Raw genomic sequence first — 15784 nt, forward strand, 5'->3', positions numbered from 1 at the left:
GCTATTTGAAAAAAAAAAATTCTGCGTGATTATGCAAGGCGATTATATTAAAAAAGTTAAGGTATTTGAAAGCTGTAATTCTAAGACAAAAACTCAAACATTAATTGCTCAAAACTATTGCTAGAATTGACTTTTAAGGGATATATACTGCGCTAAACTCGCAAGTCTCCCTATACGCTTTGCCCGCGCTATCAGGTTCTGTGGTTTTAAAACTGCCACTCATAAATGTACCCGTATTATTTACTGTACCGCTTCCACTTTCAATAGTTATTTTAGAACCGTTCAAAACTTGCTTTCTGACGAATAAAAATTGAGTTGAAGGTGCCAAGGTTTGTGACTCGTTACCGTCATCATCTGTTATATATTGCCAACCCAATCGCCAACCAACATTGTTATGACTAGCATTCCCTCTAAAATTATTTACACTTAATTCATAAGCTATAGCTGAAGTCTGCACTATTTCTACCGTATAATTACGTGTAGTACCCACTTTTGCGTTGTCTGAACTCACCACAACTTTCTCTTCTACTTGCCACTTGCCTACATACTTGCTTGCAGACTTGGTTTGGCAATAAGTACCCTCATACCCCACAGGGCAGCTACAATCTCCCTTGAAACATGTACCTCCATTCTGACACACTACATTAGCGCAGGCATCATCTACCGAGGGTGTTGTTTCTGTTTTCTTACAGCTGGTATACCCTACTGCAAAAAAAGCTAAAAGTACCACCAATGCCGTATACACTAACTCTTTACGCACTTTATTCATATCTATTTAGTCTTTTATTCAAAAATAAACTATTTACCTAGCCCAGGTAAATTTTGTAGCTACTACGCTGTCTCCAAAGGCAAAAGAATACAATCCTGTGACGGTATTATTCTCTTTGTTAATAGTACCTGAGCCACTCTCAATTTTTTTAGTGGTATCAACCATAGTTTTTGCCAGTATATCAAACGCATAGTAAGACTTACGAATACAATAGACCGTATCGGTATCAATACTATCCACTAAGCCAAAAATCAAAAAGGTATCCTTTAACGATGAAACTATGTTTAAATCGTACGTTTGTGTCAAGCTACCATTCACATCAGTGACTTTCCATTTACCATCAAACTTATCTGTCCACCATTTTTCACAATTATCTCCTTCATAACCAGACAAACAAGCACATGTACCTTGAACACATACACCTTCGTTTTGACAAGAGACACCACCACAATTATCTCTTATACATGAGCTAAATATTATAGCCACCAATAAGAGGACGGCAAAAAGGGGAAATATTTTTTTCATTGTGCACAAATATAAAGGCATATTACCACTTTACTTAAAAGAGCTTTATTTACTCTCTGCTCTTAAAAATGGGGTTAAAATAAACAGACTATTAGTATAATAACACTATTATATCAGCTTTTAATTTATATTACAACCAAGTTTAATAGCATAACCTAAGCTTACATGAGCATCATTAGCAAATATCGCCCCCTATTTCTTCTATTGGTTGTTATTATATTTTGTACTAATAGTTTCGGACAAACCGTAAGTATCAACCAACCCTTTGTAGATACGCTACAATGTAGAGGAGGGCAATTTAATGTTAGCTACACTGTGAATAGCTCCACGGGCAATTTTCAGAATAATAATATTTTCAAAATAATACTATCTGACTTTAATGGCACTTTTTCTACCTACAGCCCTGTTATAGGTCAAGGCTATGGCAACGCTTCCAATACCGTTATTTGCACCATACCATCAGGCACACCTCCAGGCACGCAATATAGAATAAGAATTGTAGCAGATAGCCCTGCATATACCTCTCCTAACAACGGTGTAAATATTAGAGTTTCGTACTACCCTAATATTACCGGCGTTACTGTAAACAGCCCCGTATGTGTAGGCAACACACTTAACTTTGGCGTCACTACCACAACAGCCAATACCACTTTTGCTTGGGAAGGCCCATCTGGCTATACCAGCAATATCCAAAATGCAGTGCTCACCAATGCTAAATTGGCACATAATAATGTCTTTACAGCCAAGGTAACGGCGTATGGTTGCACCACAACTGATACAATAAGACCAATAATATCCCCACCTCCTGCAAAACCTGTAGCAACTACCAATAGCCCCGTTTGCGAACGTGGAGACCTTGGCTTTGCCTCGCATAGCACTACACCCAATGTATCTTATATATGGCACGACAGTTTGGGCAACCCTCTTAGTGGCTGGGACAACTTTTTAATAAAACATGCCAAACCTAGCAACTCGGGCATGTATATCGTTACTGCAAAAATTGGTACTTGCACCTCAAAAGACACTGTATATGGTTTTGTAAAACCGTCACCAGACACCCCGATACTTTCTTACAACCCTCCACTATGTGCAGGAGACACACTATTACTTAAAAGCATTGTAGGACAGACTGGACTGATCTACAAATGGACCGGACCTGCAGGCTTTACCTCATCTATTCCTAACCCAACCATACCTAATGTTCCTAAGTCCTACGAAGGAGAATACCAATTGGTTCTTGAAAGCAACGGATGTGAATCTTTGCCTACCAAACTAGATGTTGCTATTGGCGGGCAAATAAGCATATTAGAAGTAACGGGAGACACAACCCTTTGTCCGGGAGATACACTTGCACTTACCACCAGAGGTGGTGCAGGAGTATATCAATGGAAAGGCCCTAACGGATTTAATCTCTTTGGCGGAGCTATTTTTCGCCCCAACATAACGGCCAAGGATGGAGGGCAATATATTCTTACACTATCACATAATGGCTGCACCTCGCCTCCGACTATAATAAATGTTGAAATACCAGACATTAAGAAACCCAACATCCAACACAACGGACCTGTATGCGAAAAGGACACTATCCAATTCAGCATTACAGAAACACCAGGAGCTACTTATGCATGGACTGGAGTTAATAACTTTAGCAGTACCGACCCTAACCCACGCATTACTAATGCCCAAATGATACATGCAGGGGTATATGGTGTTACTACAACTTACAAATATTGCTCAGAAAACGGCGCTATTGACATAGAGGTCAAACCTCTGCCCATAATATCAGAAGTGAGTAGCAATGGCCCTGTATGTGAAGATGAATGGATACAACTATACAGCAAAACCAATATCAGCGGTGGCGAATATAGCTGGACAGGACCAAACGGATTTACATCAACAAAACAAAGCCCAAATTTCAGACTCGATAATGAGCACGTTGGTGCATACATCTTATCTCTTACTAACAATGGATGTATCTCTACACCTTCTAGCGTAACTATTGATATGACAGAAGGACCTATACTGCCAGCCCCGACCAACAACAGTTTAATAAACGAAGGTGAAGAGCTAAGGCTTTTTGCCGGAAATAGAAAAGCAGGAACAACCTTTTCGTGGACAGGCCCTGATGGATTTACTTCTACCGACGGAGACCCTGTTATAAAAGATGCTACAATACTTCATGCAGGCACCTACAGAGTCACTGCTTCTTACAACGGTTGCACCAAAACTGCTGAAACACAAGTACAAGTACGTAGCACTAGTAAAATATCCGTCAAACTATATCCTAGCCCTAACAATGGACTATTTACCATTAGCGGTATCATATCCGATAATAGCACCTATAAGTATACAATAGTGGACGTATTAGAACATGTGATCCAAAAAGGCACAATAACACCAACCAATAAAAAATTCAAACAGGAGATTGATGTCAGAGGCATACCTAGTGGTGTATACATGATACAAATAGGAAAGGACTCGTATAAATTTGTTGTACTCTAGTACTTCAAATAACAACACTCCGCAATCTTAATAGCTCGTTAACCAGTTCTAAACAACTCGTTAAGTAGTCGTCTTTTTTTGGAGACAGCCTACTACATGTTGCATCTTTGTATCAACAAAACACAAAAAGCCGCAGGGCTTATTCAAAACAAAAACACAGAACTAAAGCTTAGCGATATGCAATAGTTCAAAAATAAAAAACACACAACATGTCTTACACATCATCTTATGTGCATACTGCACCATCTAAGCCGATAACAAAGGTTGTGACAAAAAGCAAGGAAGCTTATCAAGCTGCTCCTAAACAAAATTTCAATCAAAATACTGCTACTATTAAAATAGCCTTATTCATTGCAATACTTTCTTGTATCGTATTGGCGGTTAATTTATAGCACACCATACTGCCGACCTATTAAGATAGACCTTGTGCAAATGTGTAGATAGGTCGGCAACCAACTTAGTTCTCTCTTATCCTCTATATGTAACAGAAGCCTCCAGTCTTGGAGGCTTATTTGTTTGTATCATACCTTACGCTAAAAAAATCAATTTATTCTCGTTCGACTTTATAGCTTTTCAAATCGAGCATAGCTTATAGAACCATTCTTGCCTACAACTTGCACTATATAAACACCCACAACGCCTGGTGCCTGCATTTGATGTAAACCTTTTGCCATATCTACTGAACTACTTACCACCTTTCCTTTAATATCGTATACATTAACAGATACTGCATCCTCTACTAGTTTTAACATATACGTAGAACCGCTCACTGGGTTGGGGTATAAAATAAAGGAGGCTTCCGTGCTAACACTATTTACTGACAATGGAAAAATCAAGTAGCAATGATCAACAATGGTAGTATCTAGGTTTGCCGTTTCATAGAATTTAAAACTGGCACTACCTTCATAACAAACTCCATGATACTTATCTTCCCAATAGTACATATATGGATAGTCATCGTAAGTATGTAGGAACCCGAAACTAGAACCTACTCCCCTTATCCAAAAATCTTTGTAGTAAGCACCATTAAAAAAGTGATAACGTTTCTCATATTTCCCATTTGACAATTTCACACTATCAATATTCAATACAATATTGTCATACGGTTTCCACTTTACAGTATCTCCTACCTTCAAATCAAAATCATAAATAATGGTCTCGGCAAGAGGTGCCAAACTCATACTTTTATTTGTATCTACATCCAGATTTATAAAATACACTTTCTCACTATCTACCCTTATACCTCCCAGTAGCTTTTGATCGGTAGTGCTATATCTTGTTATCGTTTCCACACCATGATCTGAGAACACTTTACCTTTTTTGTATTGCTTTATCAGCTTATAGATTTTCCCCTTTACTACAGAATCTCCACTTACAAAATCATTATAAACAAGATTAGTATTTCTAGAAAATGCCTGACTAGATGTAGCATACCATGTCCAACTTGTGTTCGTTGAATAAAAATCTGCTAATGGGGTTTGCGCTTTTGCAGTAATGCAGATGAGAACTGTTACTAATAATTGAATAAGGGTTTTCATTGATATAGCGATTTAAAAACTTATAAGTAAGTTACAATATCCACCGCTTATAACAAGTGCAGCAACATTACAATTACACTAATGTGACTTTATTCCTTTTTGTTAATAAGTGGCAAACCGTTAACAAACTTCCTGTTAACCAGTTCTAAACATAGCGTTAAGCAAACGTCATTCTTTGGAGTGAGGCTTGTTCTTGTTGCATCTTTGTATCAACAAAACAAACAACAACGTCTCGGGCGTTTCAAAACAAAGAATAAAAAACACAAGCACAAAACAAAAACACACACAGTAAAAAACACAGTCATGCAAAACACGATCACTCTTCAACAACAAGCAACTTTACACATCGGAAAAGCTATAGCTAAAAAAGATGCACTTAAAAAGAATGCGCTCTTTGTTGCTATCATTACTTGCATTGTTTTAGCAGTTAACCTTTAAGTTTTTACTAAATGCCTGTATGCTACAGATAATAGTGTAGTAGAATATAGACAACAGCTACATGGCATCATAACAAGTTCTCTCTTATCCTCTATATGTAACAGAAGCCTCCAGTCTTGGAGGCTTGTTTGTTTTTAGAAGTTAAACCCAATATGTAAGCCAGGCTCAAACAAAAAGTAGTTAGGGTATTTTTTCTCAACTTGCTCAAAGCTATTGGGGAGATTAGTATTTATAGGCCAGTGAGTAAATGCTATAGAAGGCTCAACAAACAACCTATTTTTAAATAACTCTAAATGATAACCAACCCTTAGCGTAAGAAACAATTGAAACCCTGTTTGAATTTTATTACCTGTAGAGGTAAAATATTGTTGCACGAACGGTGTAGCATGAAACGTGCTATACAATCCCTTCCAAAAAAATCTTTGATAAGCCAAGCCTATGCCCATATCTCTTACATACCCGGGATACTTATCCTTAGTATCACCCAACACACCACCATTGGGTGCATGATAACGCCAAGTAATAGCCTCAAGAATAATAGCGTCTTTAGGTGTTATCCTATATCCAAAATTTAATTGATAAAAATGTGGAGACTCCGTTGGCGCAAAATTGTACAACATGAATAAAGAGCTACTTATAAAACATTTTTTGGAAGTATCTCTATGAGATAAAGACTGACCGAAAAGCAGTGTTGAGCAGAAAAGGCATACAACAAGTAACACTAATTTTGACTTCATAATATTGACTTTAATTTATTCGCACAATATTATGTCGTCGCTCTTAGAGCTTCATTGACTTTGGGTAAGAAATCACTTCAACCTCAAAATTTTTCTTTTTCTTATACGACTTAGTGACTCGGGCGTAACGCCTAAATAGCTGGCAATTTGATATTGGGGCACTTTACTAAATAGCTCTGGTCTCTTTTGCATCAATTCCGTATATCTTTCCTCAGGTGTAGAATTAATATATTGAGCAAAAGAAGCCTGACTTTTAGCTAGCTCTTTTTCTGATAATTTTCTACAGAGTGTTTCAAACTTAGGAAACTTATCGAATACGATCTGCTCCATTTCCTGAGTCCATATAAGTGCCGTCGTATCTTGCTCGCAAGAAAGATAATAAGTAGAGGGTTCATTATTGATAAGGCTTTCGGGACTAACCGACTCTTCCTCAATATAAAAGGCTGTTGTTTTTTCATCTCCATCCTGCATATAGTATTGCCTTATACACCCCGACAATACCGTATAAGACTCTTTAGCAAACTCCCCTTCCTTCAGTAGTACAGCACCTTTCTTATAGCTTTTAAAAATGCTTAAGTCTATGAGTAACTCTTTCTCCTCTTCTGAAAGTACTATGTGTTTCGCCAGAAATTTAAAACGAGGATCTTCCATCTATTGCTATTCTTATACTATTATGTGCAATTTACTAATTACAATAAAGGTATTTCATATTGTGTACTAGCAGGTGCTCATTTTTATCTCTACCCCTTTTGTTAATAGGTGGCAAATCGTTAACAAACTTCCTGTTAACCAGTTCTAAACATAGCGTTAAGCAAACATGATTCTTTGGAGCTTGGCTTGTTCTTGTTGCATCTTTGTGTCAACAAAACAAACAACAGCGTCTCGGGCGTTTCAAAACAAAAAATAAAACACACACAAACACAAAACAAACACACACAGTAAAAAACACAGTCATGCAAAACACGATCACTCTTCAACAACAAGCAACTTTACACATCGGAAAAGCTATAGCTAAAAAAGATGCACTTAAAAAGAATGCACTCTTTGTTGCTATCATTACTTGCATTGTTTTAGCAGTTAACCTTTAAGTTTTTTACTAAATGCCTGTATGCTACAGATAATAGTGTATTAGAATATAGACAGCAGCAACATGGCATCATAACAAGTTCTCTCTTATCCTCTATATGTAACAATAAAGCCTCCAGTCTTGGAGGCTTTTTATATGTCAATTGTGCTACTTGTTTACATTTGTTTCAATTCGCTTACTAGGTCCTGTAGTACCTTCTTGGCATCACCAAAAAGCATAGACGTCTTAGGGCGGAAGAAAAGGTCGTTCTCAATACCTGCATAACCAGGCTTCATACTACGCTTGTTCACGATCACGTGTTCTGCCTTCTCCACTTCTAGTATAGGCATGCCATATATAGGACTGCTTGGGTCATCTTTAGCAGCCGGGTTCACCACGTCGTTCGCCCCTATTATCATAACTACATCGGTGGTACTCATACCGTCATTAGCATCTTCCATTTCCAGTAACTTCTCATAAGGCACATCTGCTTCTGCCAACAATACATTCATATGCCCCGGCATACGACCAGCCACAGGATGTATACCATATACTACCTCTACATCTTTTTCTGCCAATACTTTTTCCAACTCGTGACAAGTATGCTGTGCTTGTGCTACTGCCAAACCATAACCTGGAATAATAAGCACCTTCTGTGCATAAGCCATTAATACAGCTGTATCGTTAAGAGATATTTCTTTATACGAACCTTGCTCTTTATCACCTGCTGCACCACCACCTGTAGCACCACCACCAAAGGAGCCGATCAGCACATTCTTCAACGAGCGGTTCATGGCATTACACATAAGTATAGTAAGTATAGTACCGGCACTACCTACAAGAATACCGCCTGTAAGCATCACAGGATTGTCGTACAAGAAACCACCAAAAGCTGCAGCAACACCTGTAAAAGAGTTAAGCAAGGAAATAACTACTGGCATATCAGCACCACCTATAGGCATTACAAACAGTACACCGTATAACGCAGCAAGCGCTAGTATGCCATAAAACATCATGGATGAAGTAGTAAACCCACCTATTACCATTACAGAAAGTGCTATTAAACCGGCAAACAGAATAAAGTTTATTGCTTGACCAGCAGGTATAGCTTTGTCTTTTATTTTACCTGCCAGCTTTCCCCAAGCTATCATACTACCTGTGAAAGACACTGTACCTATTATCATACCAAGTACAATAATGGTCATCATACCCACACCGGCATTAGGATTGTGATGATGCTCTACTATAGAGATAAGCATGGCGCAAGCACCACCCATACCGTTAAACAGGCTCACCATTTCGGGCATGGCGGTCATCTGCACGCGCTTAGCCATTAGCGTACCTACTACAGTACCTATTACAAGCGCACTAAATATCCATCCATAATTACCTAGAGGCTCGCCTCCCTCTCCCCTATACAAAAATATAGTAGCAAGGATAGCAATTGTCATACCCAATGCAGCAGTCATATTACCCTTGCGGGCAGTATCAGGATGAGAGAGCATCTTTAGCCCGATGATGAATGTTACAGAACCAATGAGGTAACTAAGCGGTAGTATTATGTTAACCATAGATCGAATAATTCAAGGGGTGAGTTACTTGCGTTTTTTCTTTTTGTCAAACATTTCTAACATCCTGTCCGTTACTACAAATCCGCCTACAACATTAAGCGTTCCTAGTATTACAGCCAGAAAGCCAAGTGTTAATGCCAGATAATCATCACTAGGGGCTTGCCCCATAACGATGATAGCTCCTATAATAACCACACCATGTATTGCATTAGCACCACTCATCAATGGCGTGTGCAACACTGATGGCACTCTTGAAATCACTTCTATACCCAAGAATATGGATAGGATAACTATGGTAAGCAACCTATAGGTAGCCGGGTCTGTAAAAAGTTCTGTTATAAATTCCATATTGTTCTTTATTATGCGTTAGTAGGTTGAGGATTCATAAAAGACAATACACGTTCATTAACGATCTTGCCTTCCTTAGCAATGCATGTACCTGCTACGATATCATCTCCATAGTTCAGATGAAGATTTCCTTCTTTATCTATGATCAGCTTCAAGAAGTTGAGCACATTTTTACTATATACTTTACTGGCATCTGACGGCATACTGCATGGCAGATAAGAGTCACCTATTATAGATACGCCATTGTGCACTACAGTTTCATTATCTTTTGTCAACTCCGTATTACCACCCGTTGATGCTGCAATATCTACTATCACCGATCCGGCACGCATATCTTCTACCATAGCTTTGGTAATAAGTATGGGCGCTTTTCTGCCTGGTATTTGTGCTGTACTTATTATTATGTCTGCCTTCTTAGCGTGTTCATGAATTTTTGCTTTTTGCTTGGCTTGATATTCTTCTGTTTGTAATACAGCATAGCCACCTGCTTTCGATGCGTCAGCAGCTCCTTCTACTTCTACAAACTTTGCGCCCAAACTCATTACTTCTTCCTTTACCGCAGGGCGCACATCAAATACTTCTACTACCGCACCTAAACGTTTTGCCGTCGCTATAGCTTGCAAGCCTGCTACACCAGCTCCCAGTATCAATACCTTGGCAGGCGGTATACTACCAGCTGCTGTCATAAACATGGGGAAATAACGGCAATACTCAGTAGCTGCTTTCAAAACGGCCTTATATCCTGCGATATTAGCTTGAGAGCTTAGTACATCCATAGCTTGCGCGCGGGTAGTACGTGGTATATTATCCATACTAAATACGGTATACCCTTTTCCTGCCCAGTCTTCCATCAACTTGGTTTGCACCAGCGGGTTGAAAACACCTATTACTACACTGTTCTGCTTAATGGTATCGGGCAAGTTATCTGCATTAATAGAGAGCAGTACATCCGCCTCTGTAGCTATTGCATTTCTATCTTTTATCGTAGCACCCGCATCTATATATGCTGCATCAGCATGATAGGCAGTTTCACCAAGCCCGGATTCTACAAATACTTGCACACTCATTTTTACTAAAGCTGCTACCACCTCTGGCACCAGAGATACTCTGGATTCAGGTTGCTGCTCTTTCAGTACACCTATTATCATAAGTTTAGGAAGATTCGTTTAAGGATATATGAAAATAATTTTTTTTATGTACAATATCAACCTTATACACAACTTATCTAATAATAGTTTGATAAAATAGGAACAAAAAAAATCCCCGCTTCCAAAAAGCGAGGATAACTAATTAGTGTATGTTTTTTATAACTGTGTCATGATACGCTCATGCTCATCTAGCTTGATCCGTTGTTTTAGTTTTCTGTAGATATAGAAGATCGTAAGATTGAGTAACACCAACCCAAGAGAGATGGCAATACTTACTATATTGAACTCGTGTATCGCAGCAAGACCCAACAACTTTACCAAGTAGCTACCTATTATACCTGCTAGTAAGCTAATGCCCAGCAACACTAAGATACTATTCGCCTTTATAGACGGAATAAAGAACCATGCTACTACTGTAGTAAGCAAGCTGAGTAAGATACAAGTGAAGAGTCCCATGTTGTTTAAATTTTCTAATTATATATACGGTATTTTTTGATAAAAGGTTGGCTAACAACCAATAACTTAATAGCAATACTTATGCCAGTAATGCTGCCAAGAGGTTAAGGAATTATGAAATACAGTAAAAGAGGAGGAATTATTTCAATAAAGTCATCGCTACATTGACCACGTCGGTATACTTTTTTCTTCCTGCACCCGACTTGGCTGCTATACGTAATCCCGTTAGCGTATTCATTACAAATCGTGCTAAGGAGCGAGGTGTTTGCTGTTTGCTAATAGTTCCGTCGGCTTGCGCCTTGGTAAATCTTTTAGTCAATGCATTTTCCAGATCATCCATATTTTCTTGTACTATAGCAGCCACCTCTTCATCATGTGGTGCCAGCTCTACAGCACTATTGGCAACAAAACACCCTTTCGACCCATCTTTACTCGAACATTCTTGAACTGTTGTGCCAAATATCTTGTTGAGCAGTTCCTCGACATCCTCTGTTTGCTGTATCATTTCCAGCAAAGGACGGTTGGCATTTGTATGGTAGGTTCTTAGGGCTGTAAGAAACAATTGACGTTTATCTCCAAAAGTATCATACATGCTCGACCTGTTGATACCCAGAGTATCTACCAAGTCTTGCATAGACGTAGCATTATACCCCTTTACCCAAAAGAGATGCATTGCCTTATGAAGTACTTCTTCCCTATCAAATGTTTTTACTCTTGCCATAAGCTACAATAGCTTTGCCCTAATTAGGGCAAAGCTATAACAAATTACCATACTTCACCCCTTAAGCCAATATCGGATTAAGGTTCGTTCCTCCGTCTATATTATATTCCGCACCTGTGATGAACGATGCATCATCACTGGCTAGGAAGGATACTAACTTGGCTATTTCTTTCGCTTCTCCATATCGTTTTACAGGTATTCTCTGCGTAATAGCTCCACCTATCTCAGCAAGTGCCTCTTGTGGCAAACCTGTTTTATCAAAAATTGGCGTATCTATTGGTCCGGGATTTACAGAATTCACCCTGATACCTTTAGGTGCTAATTCATAAGCTGCTGTACGGGTAATAGAGTTGAGCGCAGCCTTTGTTGACGCATATATCGCGGTATTAGGCATACCTGTATAGGCATTTATGGAAGAGAGGTTAACAACTGAGGAACCCTTTTGTAATAGCGGCAAGAACTTTTGCAGCGTAAAAAATGCTCCTTTGTAGTTGATGTTGACCATATAGTCGAATGTTTCTTCCGTTGTCTCTGCTACAGGAGCAAAACTTACCACACCTGCATTGATGAACAGTACATCCACCTTGCCATATTGTTCTTTTATCTGTGCGACCAGACCGTCTATTTGTTGTAGATCGCTCTGGTCTGCTACAAAACCCTGTGCACCATTGCCTATCTCTGCTACAGCATTATCTACGGCATCTTTCTTTCTACCTGTAATAATAACCTTTGCACCTTCTGCTGCAAATTCCTTAGCTGTTGCTAAGCCTATACCGCTATTACCTCCCGTAACTACGGCTACTTTGTTGTTTAATTTACTCATTAGTTTTCTTTATTCGGAATGATTGTTCCACAAAGGAATAATAACAGAACGAATGTTCCAAATAAATAGTGATAGGTTATGTTTATGGCAGTATAAGAGCAGGGGAATTTATTGAGGAAGTAACGATTCTATGAGTGGTTCGTATTGTTCTTTAAACATAAATGCTTTGTAGGTTACAAAATCTTCGATGTTCTCATTATTAATATGATCTTCTCTCCAGTAATACTGAAAGTCACTATAGTCAAGATCATCCCAAGCCCAATATAGAACTACGAAATCGCCAACAGGGCCTCCTCCGTAATCATCTGCTCCCAAAGAATATAGCTTGTTAAGATTAGTTCTTACATCTAAAGAGTTGCATATATTATTAATATATAACCAACTTGTTGCAATTATGGCATTCTCGCCAACTATAAAACTTAACCCCAGTTCCTCAATAGTCTTTTCTAAATACAAGCCACATTCAAACTGATTCGTAGGCTTTGTAGTGGCAGCTAATAAAAGAAGATGCCCCGTTTCATAACGATATTCCAACATATTGCAAGCCCAGTCTACAACAAGGTTATAGTCAAATTCTTCATACAATTCCTTGCAACTAAGTATAGTATAGGTAAGGTCTGGGTATTTGTTCATGAGGCCATAAAAATACGAAAGAAAAGTCCTCCCTCCTTGCCTTATCTTTGCGGCTTATGCATTACGTTTCGGCAGAAGGGATCAGTAAATCGTTTGGAATTAAACCTCTATTTGAGGACATCACCTTTCATGTAAATGAAGGGGATAAAATTGCTATCGTTGCCCGCAATGGTAGTGGTAAGAGTACCTTGTTAAAAATATTGGCAGGACAAGATGTACCCGATAGTGGCAAGGTATGGATACATAAGGATGTAACCGTTGCTCTCTTTGAGCAGGAGCCGCAGTTTCAAGAACACCTATCTATACTGGATAATATATTCCACTACGAGCACCCTGTAGCAGAAGCACTGCGGGAGTATGAGCGACTGAGTGAAGAGACCACGCCCGACCCTACCGAAATGTCAAACGCATTAGCTAAAATGGATGAGCTGGGCGCTTGGGACTTTGAAGCCAAAGTAAAGCAGATACTCGGCAAACTAAATATCCACCACCTTGACCAACGAGTAAGCACGCTTAGTGGTGGGCAGCGCAAACGTGTGGCACTGGCACAAACGTTGATAGACATAGGCTTTGAACATAAGCATGTGCTCCTCATCATGGACGAACCTACCAACCACCTAGATGTAGAAATGGTAGAATGGCTGGAACATTACCTCAACCAACAAAAGGTAACCTTGCTGATGGTAACGCACGACCGTTATTTCTTAGATGCGGTTTGCGATGTGATATGGGAGATAGACGGTAGCAGCATGTATACCTACAAGGGCGACTATGAAAGCTATCTGGAAAAGAAGGCGGCACGTATAGAAAACCAACAAGCTAATATAGACAAGGCTAAGAATGAATACCGCAAAGAGTTGGAGTGGATGCGTCGCCAGCCTAAAGCACGTACCACTAAAGCCCAAAGCCGTATAGATAGCTTTTACGATATAGAGAAGAAGGCTAAGCAGAAGATAGTAGACAATCAGGTAGAGCTACAAATGAAGATGAACCGCCTGGGCGGTAAGGTGGTAGAGATGAAGAAAGTCTATAAAAGCTATGGTGAAAAGGTCATCCTCAAGGGTTTTGACTATACTTTTAAGAAGGGCGAACGTGTGGGAGTGATCGGTAAGAATGGTGCAGGGAAGTCTACCTTCTTGCAACTGATACAACATAAGGAGCTACAAGATAATGGTAAGATAAACATAGGCGATACGGTAGTGTTTGGCAACTTCTCGCAGCAGGGCTTAGAGATAAAAGAAGACATGCGGGTGATAGAATATGTGAAGACCATAGCCGAGAGTTTTCCCTTGGCTAAAGGGGGCACTATGAGTGCTGCACAGTTTTTAGAACTCTTCCTCTTCCCGCCCGACCAACAGTATACTTACCTCAGCAAACTAAGTGGTGGAGAGAAGAAACGCTTACAGCTACTCTCTATCCTCTTCCGCAACCCCAACTTTTTGATACTCGATGAGCCTACCAATGACCTGGACCTACCTACCCTTTCGGTGCTCGAAAACTTTTTGGATAACTATCAGGGTTGTTTGCTCATTGTGAGCCACGACCGTTATTTTATGGACAGACTGGTAGACCATATGTTTGTATTTGAAGGCGAGGGCAAAGTGCGCGACTTCCCCGGCAACTATAGCCACTACCGTATATGGCAGAAGGAGCAGGAGCGTAAAGAAGCCGAAGAGAAAGCTGCACAGAAAAAAGAAGAAGAAGCCAAAGCACAGGCGCAAAAACCTAAGGAGAAAAAGAAACTGTCTTTTAAAGAAAAGCGAGAGTTTGAAGAGATAGAAAAGACCATGCCCCTCTTGGAAAAAGAAAAGACAGAGATAACCGAAAAAATGACCAACCCCAACCTACCTTACGAAGAGCTGGAAGCACTGGGCAAACGTATGCAAGAAATAACCGACGAGCTGGACGAAAAGGAAATGCGCTGGCTGGAACTTAGCGAGTGGGTGTAGCAAAATAAGATGGATAAACAGCTCCTTAAAAATTAAGCGCCAGCCCTAAGCCGTTCTTATTAGCAGCTATACATAGCTGAGGTTTGATAACAGGCTTATGGTAGAAGTCTTCTTTCTGTGGAGCAGCGGGTTGTTGCTCTTTACGCTTACCACCTATCATGGCTATAGGCATAGATATTCCCAGTAGCGCTCCGCCCGTTATAATGGCTTTATTGTGTATATTATCGGCAGTATTACCCACCAGCAAAGAAGTAAGCCCGTACCCTAAGCTTACCCCACCTGCAAAGCCTAGTGTGTAGGCTACCATTTTGGGGGTATTTACCTTTTTGGTACGTACTACCTGATCGGGTATTAGCTTAGCTCTAGGTGCAGGCAACACTAAAGACAGCTTTTGAGATGGACGGTTGTTGACCGCCTCTCCCATAAGGTCTATAGCCGCAGCAGGCTCTACCATTGCGGTAGTAGCTAATAAAACGAGTAAGAAATACTTCAAGTCAGGGGTATTTGCGCGCGAAGGTAAGGCTCTTTTGGCACACATAACAAAAAAAGCACCATTAATT

At 39.7% G+C, this 15784-nt stretch carries 18 protein-coding genes; 5 read left to right on the plus strand and 13 right to left on the minus strand.

The features are described from left to right. Window positions 1-133 precede the first annotated feature (133 nt). Together R2800_08860 and R2800_08865 are read right to left on the minus strand one after the other, a co-directional pair. On the minus strand, window positions 134-769 hold the full coding sequence (locus R2800_08860; protein ID MEZ5017148.1) for a calcium-binding EGF-like domain-containing protein: 636 nt from the start codon (window positions 767-769) through the stop codon (window positions 134-136). A 33-nt stretch (window positions 770-802) separates the two neighbouring features. Continuing rightward, the gene (locus R2800_08865) at window positions 803-1294 is read right to left on the minus strand and encodes a calcium-binding EGF-like domain-containing protein (protein ID MEZ5017149.1); all 492 of its coding nucleotides are present in this window, start codon (window positions 1292-1294) and stop codon (window positions 803-805) included. Between the two features lie 165 nt (window positions 1295-1459). Between R2800_08865 and R2800_08870 the strand changes: the two genes are divergently transcribed. Together R2800_08870 and R2800_08875 are read left to right on the plus strand one after the other, a co-directional pair. Then, complete coding sequence (locus tag R2800_08870) at window positions 1460-3796, plus strand: T9SS type A sorting domain-containing protein (protein MEZ5017150.1); 2337 nt, start codon at window positions 1460-1462, stop codon at window positions 3794-3796. 209 nt (window positions 3797-4005) lie between these two features. Then, window positions 4006-4188 carry a hypothetical protein gene (locus R2800_08875; protein MEZ5017151.1) on the plus strand — a complete coding sequence of 61 codons (183 nt, stop codon included), beginning with the start codon at window positions 4006-4008 and terminating at the stop codon, window positions 4186-4188. 171 nt (window positions 4189-4359) lie between these two features. Here R2800_08875 and R2800_08880 read toward each other — a convergent pair whose 3' ends face one another. Further along, window positions 4360-5334, minus strand: coding sequence for a T9SS type A sorting domain-containing protein (locus tag R2800_08880; GenBank protein ID MEZ5017152.1), 975 nt, complete (start codon window positions 5332-5334; stop codon window positions 4360-4362). 303 nt (window positions 5335-5637) lie between these two features. Between R2800_08880 and R2800_08885 the strand changes: the two genes are divergently transcribed. Next, a complete protein-coding gene (locus R2800_08885; GenBank protein ID MEZ5017153.1) occupies window positions 5638-5772 on the plus strand; it encodes a hypothetical protein in 135 nt (44 codons plus the stop codon). Between the two features lie 134 nt (window positions 5773-5906). Here the strand turns inward: R2800_08885 and R2800_08890 are convergent, their stop codons facing one another. Next, window positions 5907-6509: a hypothetical protein gene (locus tag R2800_08890; GenBank protein MEZ5017154.1), complete on the minus strand. Its 603-nt coding sequence runs from the start codon at window positions 6507-6509 to the stop codon at window positions 5907-5909. 72 nt (window positions 6510-6581) lie between these two features. Continuing rightward, on the minus strand, window positions 6582-7160 hold the full coding sequence (locus tag R2800_08895) for a Crp/Fnr family transcriptional regulator (protein ID MEZ5017155.1): 579 nt from the start codon (window positions 7158-7160) through the stop codon (window positions 6582-6584). A gap of 302 nt (window positions 7161-7462) precedes the next feature. Here R2800_08895 and R2800_08900 point away from each other — a divergent pair, with 302 nt between their 5' ends. Next, window positions 7463-7597, plus strand: a complete 135-nt coding sequence (locus R2800_08900) for a hypothetical protein (protein ID MEZ5017156.1) — start codon at window positions 7463-7465, stop codon at window positions 7595-7597. A gap of 154 nt (window positions 7598-7751) precedes the next feature. Here the strand turns inward: R2800_08900 and R2800_08905 are convergent, their stop codons facing one another. From R2800_08905 to R2800_08935, 7 genes are all read right to left on the minus strand, one after another. Beyond that, window positions 7752-9146 (minus strand): NAD(P)(+) transhydrogenase (Re/Si-specific) subunit beta, encoded by a 1395-nt coding sequence (locus tag R2800_08905; protein MEZ5017157.1) that lies wholly within the window; start codon window positions 9144-9146, stop codon window positions 7752-7754. Between the two features lie 24 nt (window positions 9147-9170). Continuing rightward, window positions 9171-9494 (minus strand): NAD(P) transhydrogenase subunit alpha, encoded by a 324-nt coding sequence (locus R2800_08910; GenBank protein MEZ5017158.1) that lies wholly within the window; start codon window positions 9492-9494, stop codon window positions 9171-9173. A gap of 11 nt (window positions 9495-9505) precedes the next feature. After that, on the minus strand, window positions 9506-10642 hold the full coding sequence (locus R2800_08915; protein MEZ5017159.1) for a Re/Si-specific NAD(P)(+) transhydrogenase subunit alpha: 1137 nt from the start codon (window positions 10640-10642) through the stop codon (window positions 9506-9508). Between the two features lie 156 nt (window positions 10643-10798). Beyond that, complete coding sequence (locus R2800_08920; GenBank protein ID MEZ5017160.1) at window positions 10799-11098, minus strand: hypothetical protein; 300 nt, start codon at window positions 11096-11098, stop codon at window positions 10799-10801. A 139-nt stretch (window positions 11099-11237) separates the two neighbouring features. After that, a complete protein-coding gene (locus R2800_08925) occupies window positions 11238-11819 on the minus strand; it encodes a TetR family transcriptional regulator (GenBank protein MEZ5017161.1) in 582 nt (193 codons plus the stop codon). Between the two features lie 61 nt (window positions 11820-11880). Continuing rightward, window positions 11881-12642 carry a glucose 1-dehydrogenase gene (locus R2800_08930; protein MEZ5017162.1) on the minus strand — a complete coding sequence of 254 codons (762 nt, stop codon included), beginning with the start codon at window positions 12640-12642 and terminating at the stop codon, window positions 11881-11883. A gap of 108 nt (window positions 12643-12750) precedes the next feature. Further along, the gene (locus tag R2800_08935; GenBank protein MEZ5017163.1) at window positions 12751-13275 is read right to left on the minus strand and encodes a hypothetical protein; all 525 of its coding nucleotides are present in this window, start codon (window positions 13273-13275) and stop codon (window positions 12751-12753) included. Between the two features lie 56 nt (window positions 13276-13331). Here R2800_08935 and R2800_08940 point away from each other — a divergent pair, with 56 nt between their 5' ends. Then, a complete protein-coding gene (locus R2800_08940; protein MEZ5017164.1) occupies window positions 13332-15224 on the plus strand; it encodes an ATP-binding cassette domain-containing protein in 1893 nt (630 codons plus the stop codon). Between the two features lie 25 nt (window positions 15225-15249). Here the strand turns inward: R2800_08940 and R2800_08945 are convergent, their stop codons facing one another. Next, window positions 15250-15717: a hypothetical protein gene (locus R2800_08945; GenBank protein ID MEZ5017165.1), complete on the minus strand. Its 468-nt coding sequence runs from the start codon at window positions 15715-15717 to the stop codon at window positions 15250-15252. Between the last annotated feature and the right edge of the window lie 67 nt (window positions 15718-15784).

The sequence above is a fragment of the Flavipsychrobacter sp. genome (genome assembly GCA_041392855.1).
Taxonomy (GTDB): Bacteria; Bacteroidota; Bacteroidia; order Chitinophagales; family Chitinophagaceae; genus UBA5543.

Coding starts and splice junctions, on each gene's coding strand:
- R2800_08860 (MEZ5017148.1), bottom strand. CDS start 769: ATGAATAAAGTGCGTAAAGAGTTAGTGTATACGGCATTGGTGGTACTT.
- R2800_08865 (MEZ5017149.1), bottom strand. CDS start 1,294: ATGAAAAAAATATTTCCCCTTTTTGCCGTCCTCTTATTGGTGGCTATA.
- R2800_08870 (MEZ5017150.1), top strand. CDS start 1,460: ATGAGCATCATTAGCAAATATCGCCCCCTATTTCTTCTATTGGTTGTT.
- R2800_08875 (MEZ5017151.1), top strand. CDS start 4,006: ATGTCTTACACATCATCTTATGTGCATACTGCACCATCTAAGCCGATA.
- R2800_08880 (MEZ5017152.1), bottom strand. CDS start 5,334: ATGAAAACCCTTATTCAATTATTAGTAACAGTTCTCATCTGCATTACT.
- R2800_08885 (MEZ5017153.1), top strand. CDS start 5,638: ATGCAAAACACGATCACTCTTCAACAACAAGCAACTTTACACATCGGA.
- R2800_08890 (MEZ5017154.1), bottom strand. CDS start 6,509: ATGAAGTCAAAATTAGTGTTACTTGTTGTATGCCTTTTCTGCTCAACA.
- R2800_08895 (MEZ5017155.1), bottom strand. CDS start 7,160: ATGGAAGATCCTCGTTTTAAATTTCTGGCGAAACACATAGTACTTTCA.
- R2800_08900 (MEZ5017156.1), top strand. CDS start 7,463: ATGCAAAACACGATCACTCTTCAACAACAAGCAACTTTACACATCGGA.
- R2800_08905 (MEZ5017157.1), bottom strand. CDS start 9,146: ATGGTTAACATAATACTACCGCTTAGTTACCTCATTGGTTCTGTAACA.
- R2800_08910 (MEZ5017158.1), bottom strand. CDS start 9,494: ATGGAATTTATAACAGAACTTTTTACAGACCCGGCTACCTATAGGTTG.
- R2800_08915 (MEZ5017159.1), bottom strand. CDS start 10,642: ATGATAATAGGTGTACTGAAAGAGCAGCAACCTGAATCCAGAGTATCT.
- R2800_08920 (MEZ5017160.1), bottom strand. CDS start 11,098: ATGGGACTCTTCACTTGTATCTTACTCAGCTTGCTTACTACAGTAGTA.
- R2800_08925 (MEZ5017161.1), bottom strand. CDS start 11,819: ATGGCAAGAGTAAAAACATTTGATAGGGAAGAAGTACTTCATAAGGCA.
- R2800_08930 (MEZ5017162.1), bottom strand. CDS start 12,642: ATGAGTAAATTAAACAACAAAGTAGCCGTAGTTACGGGAGGTAATAGC.
- R2800_08935 (MEZ5017163.1), bottom strand. CDS start 13,275: ATGAACAAATACCCAGACCTTACCTATACTATACTTAGTTGCAAGGAA.
- R2800_08940 (MEZ5017164.1), top strand. CDS start 13,332: ATGCATTACGTTTCGGCAGAAGGGATCAGTAAATCGTTTGGAATTAAA.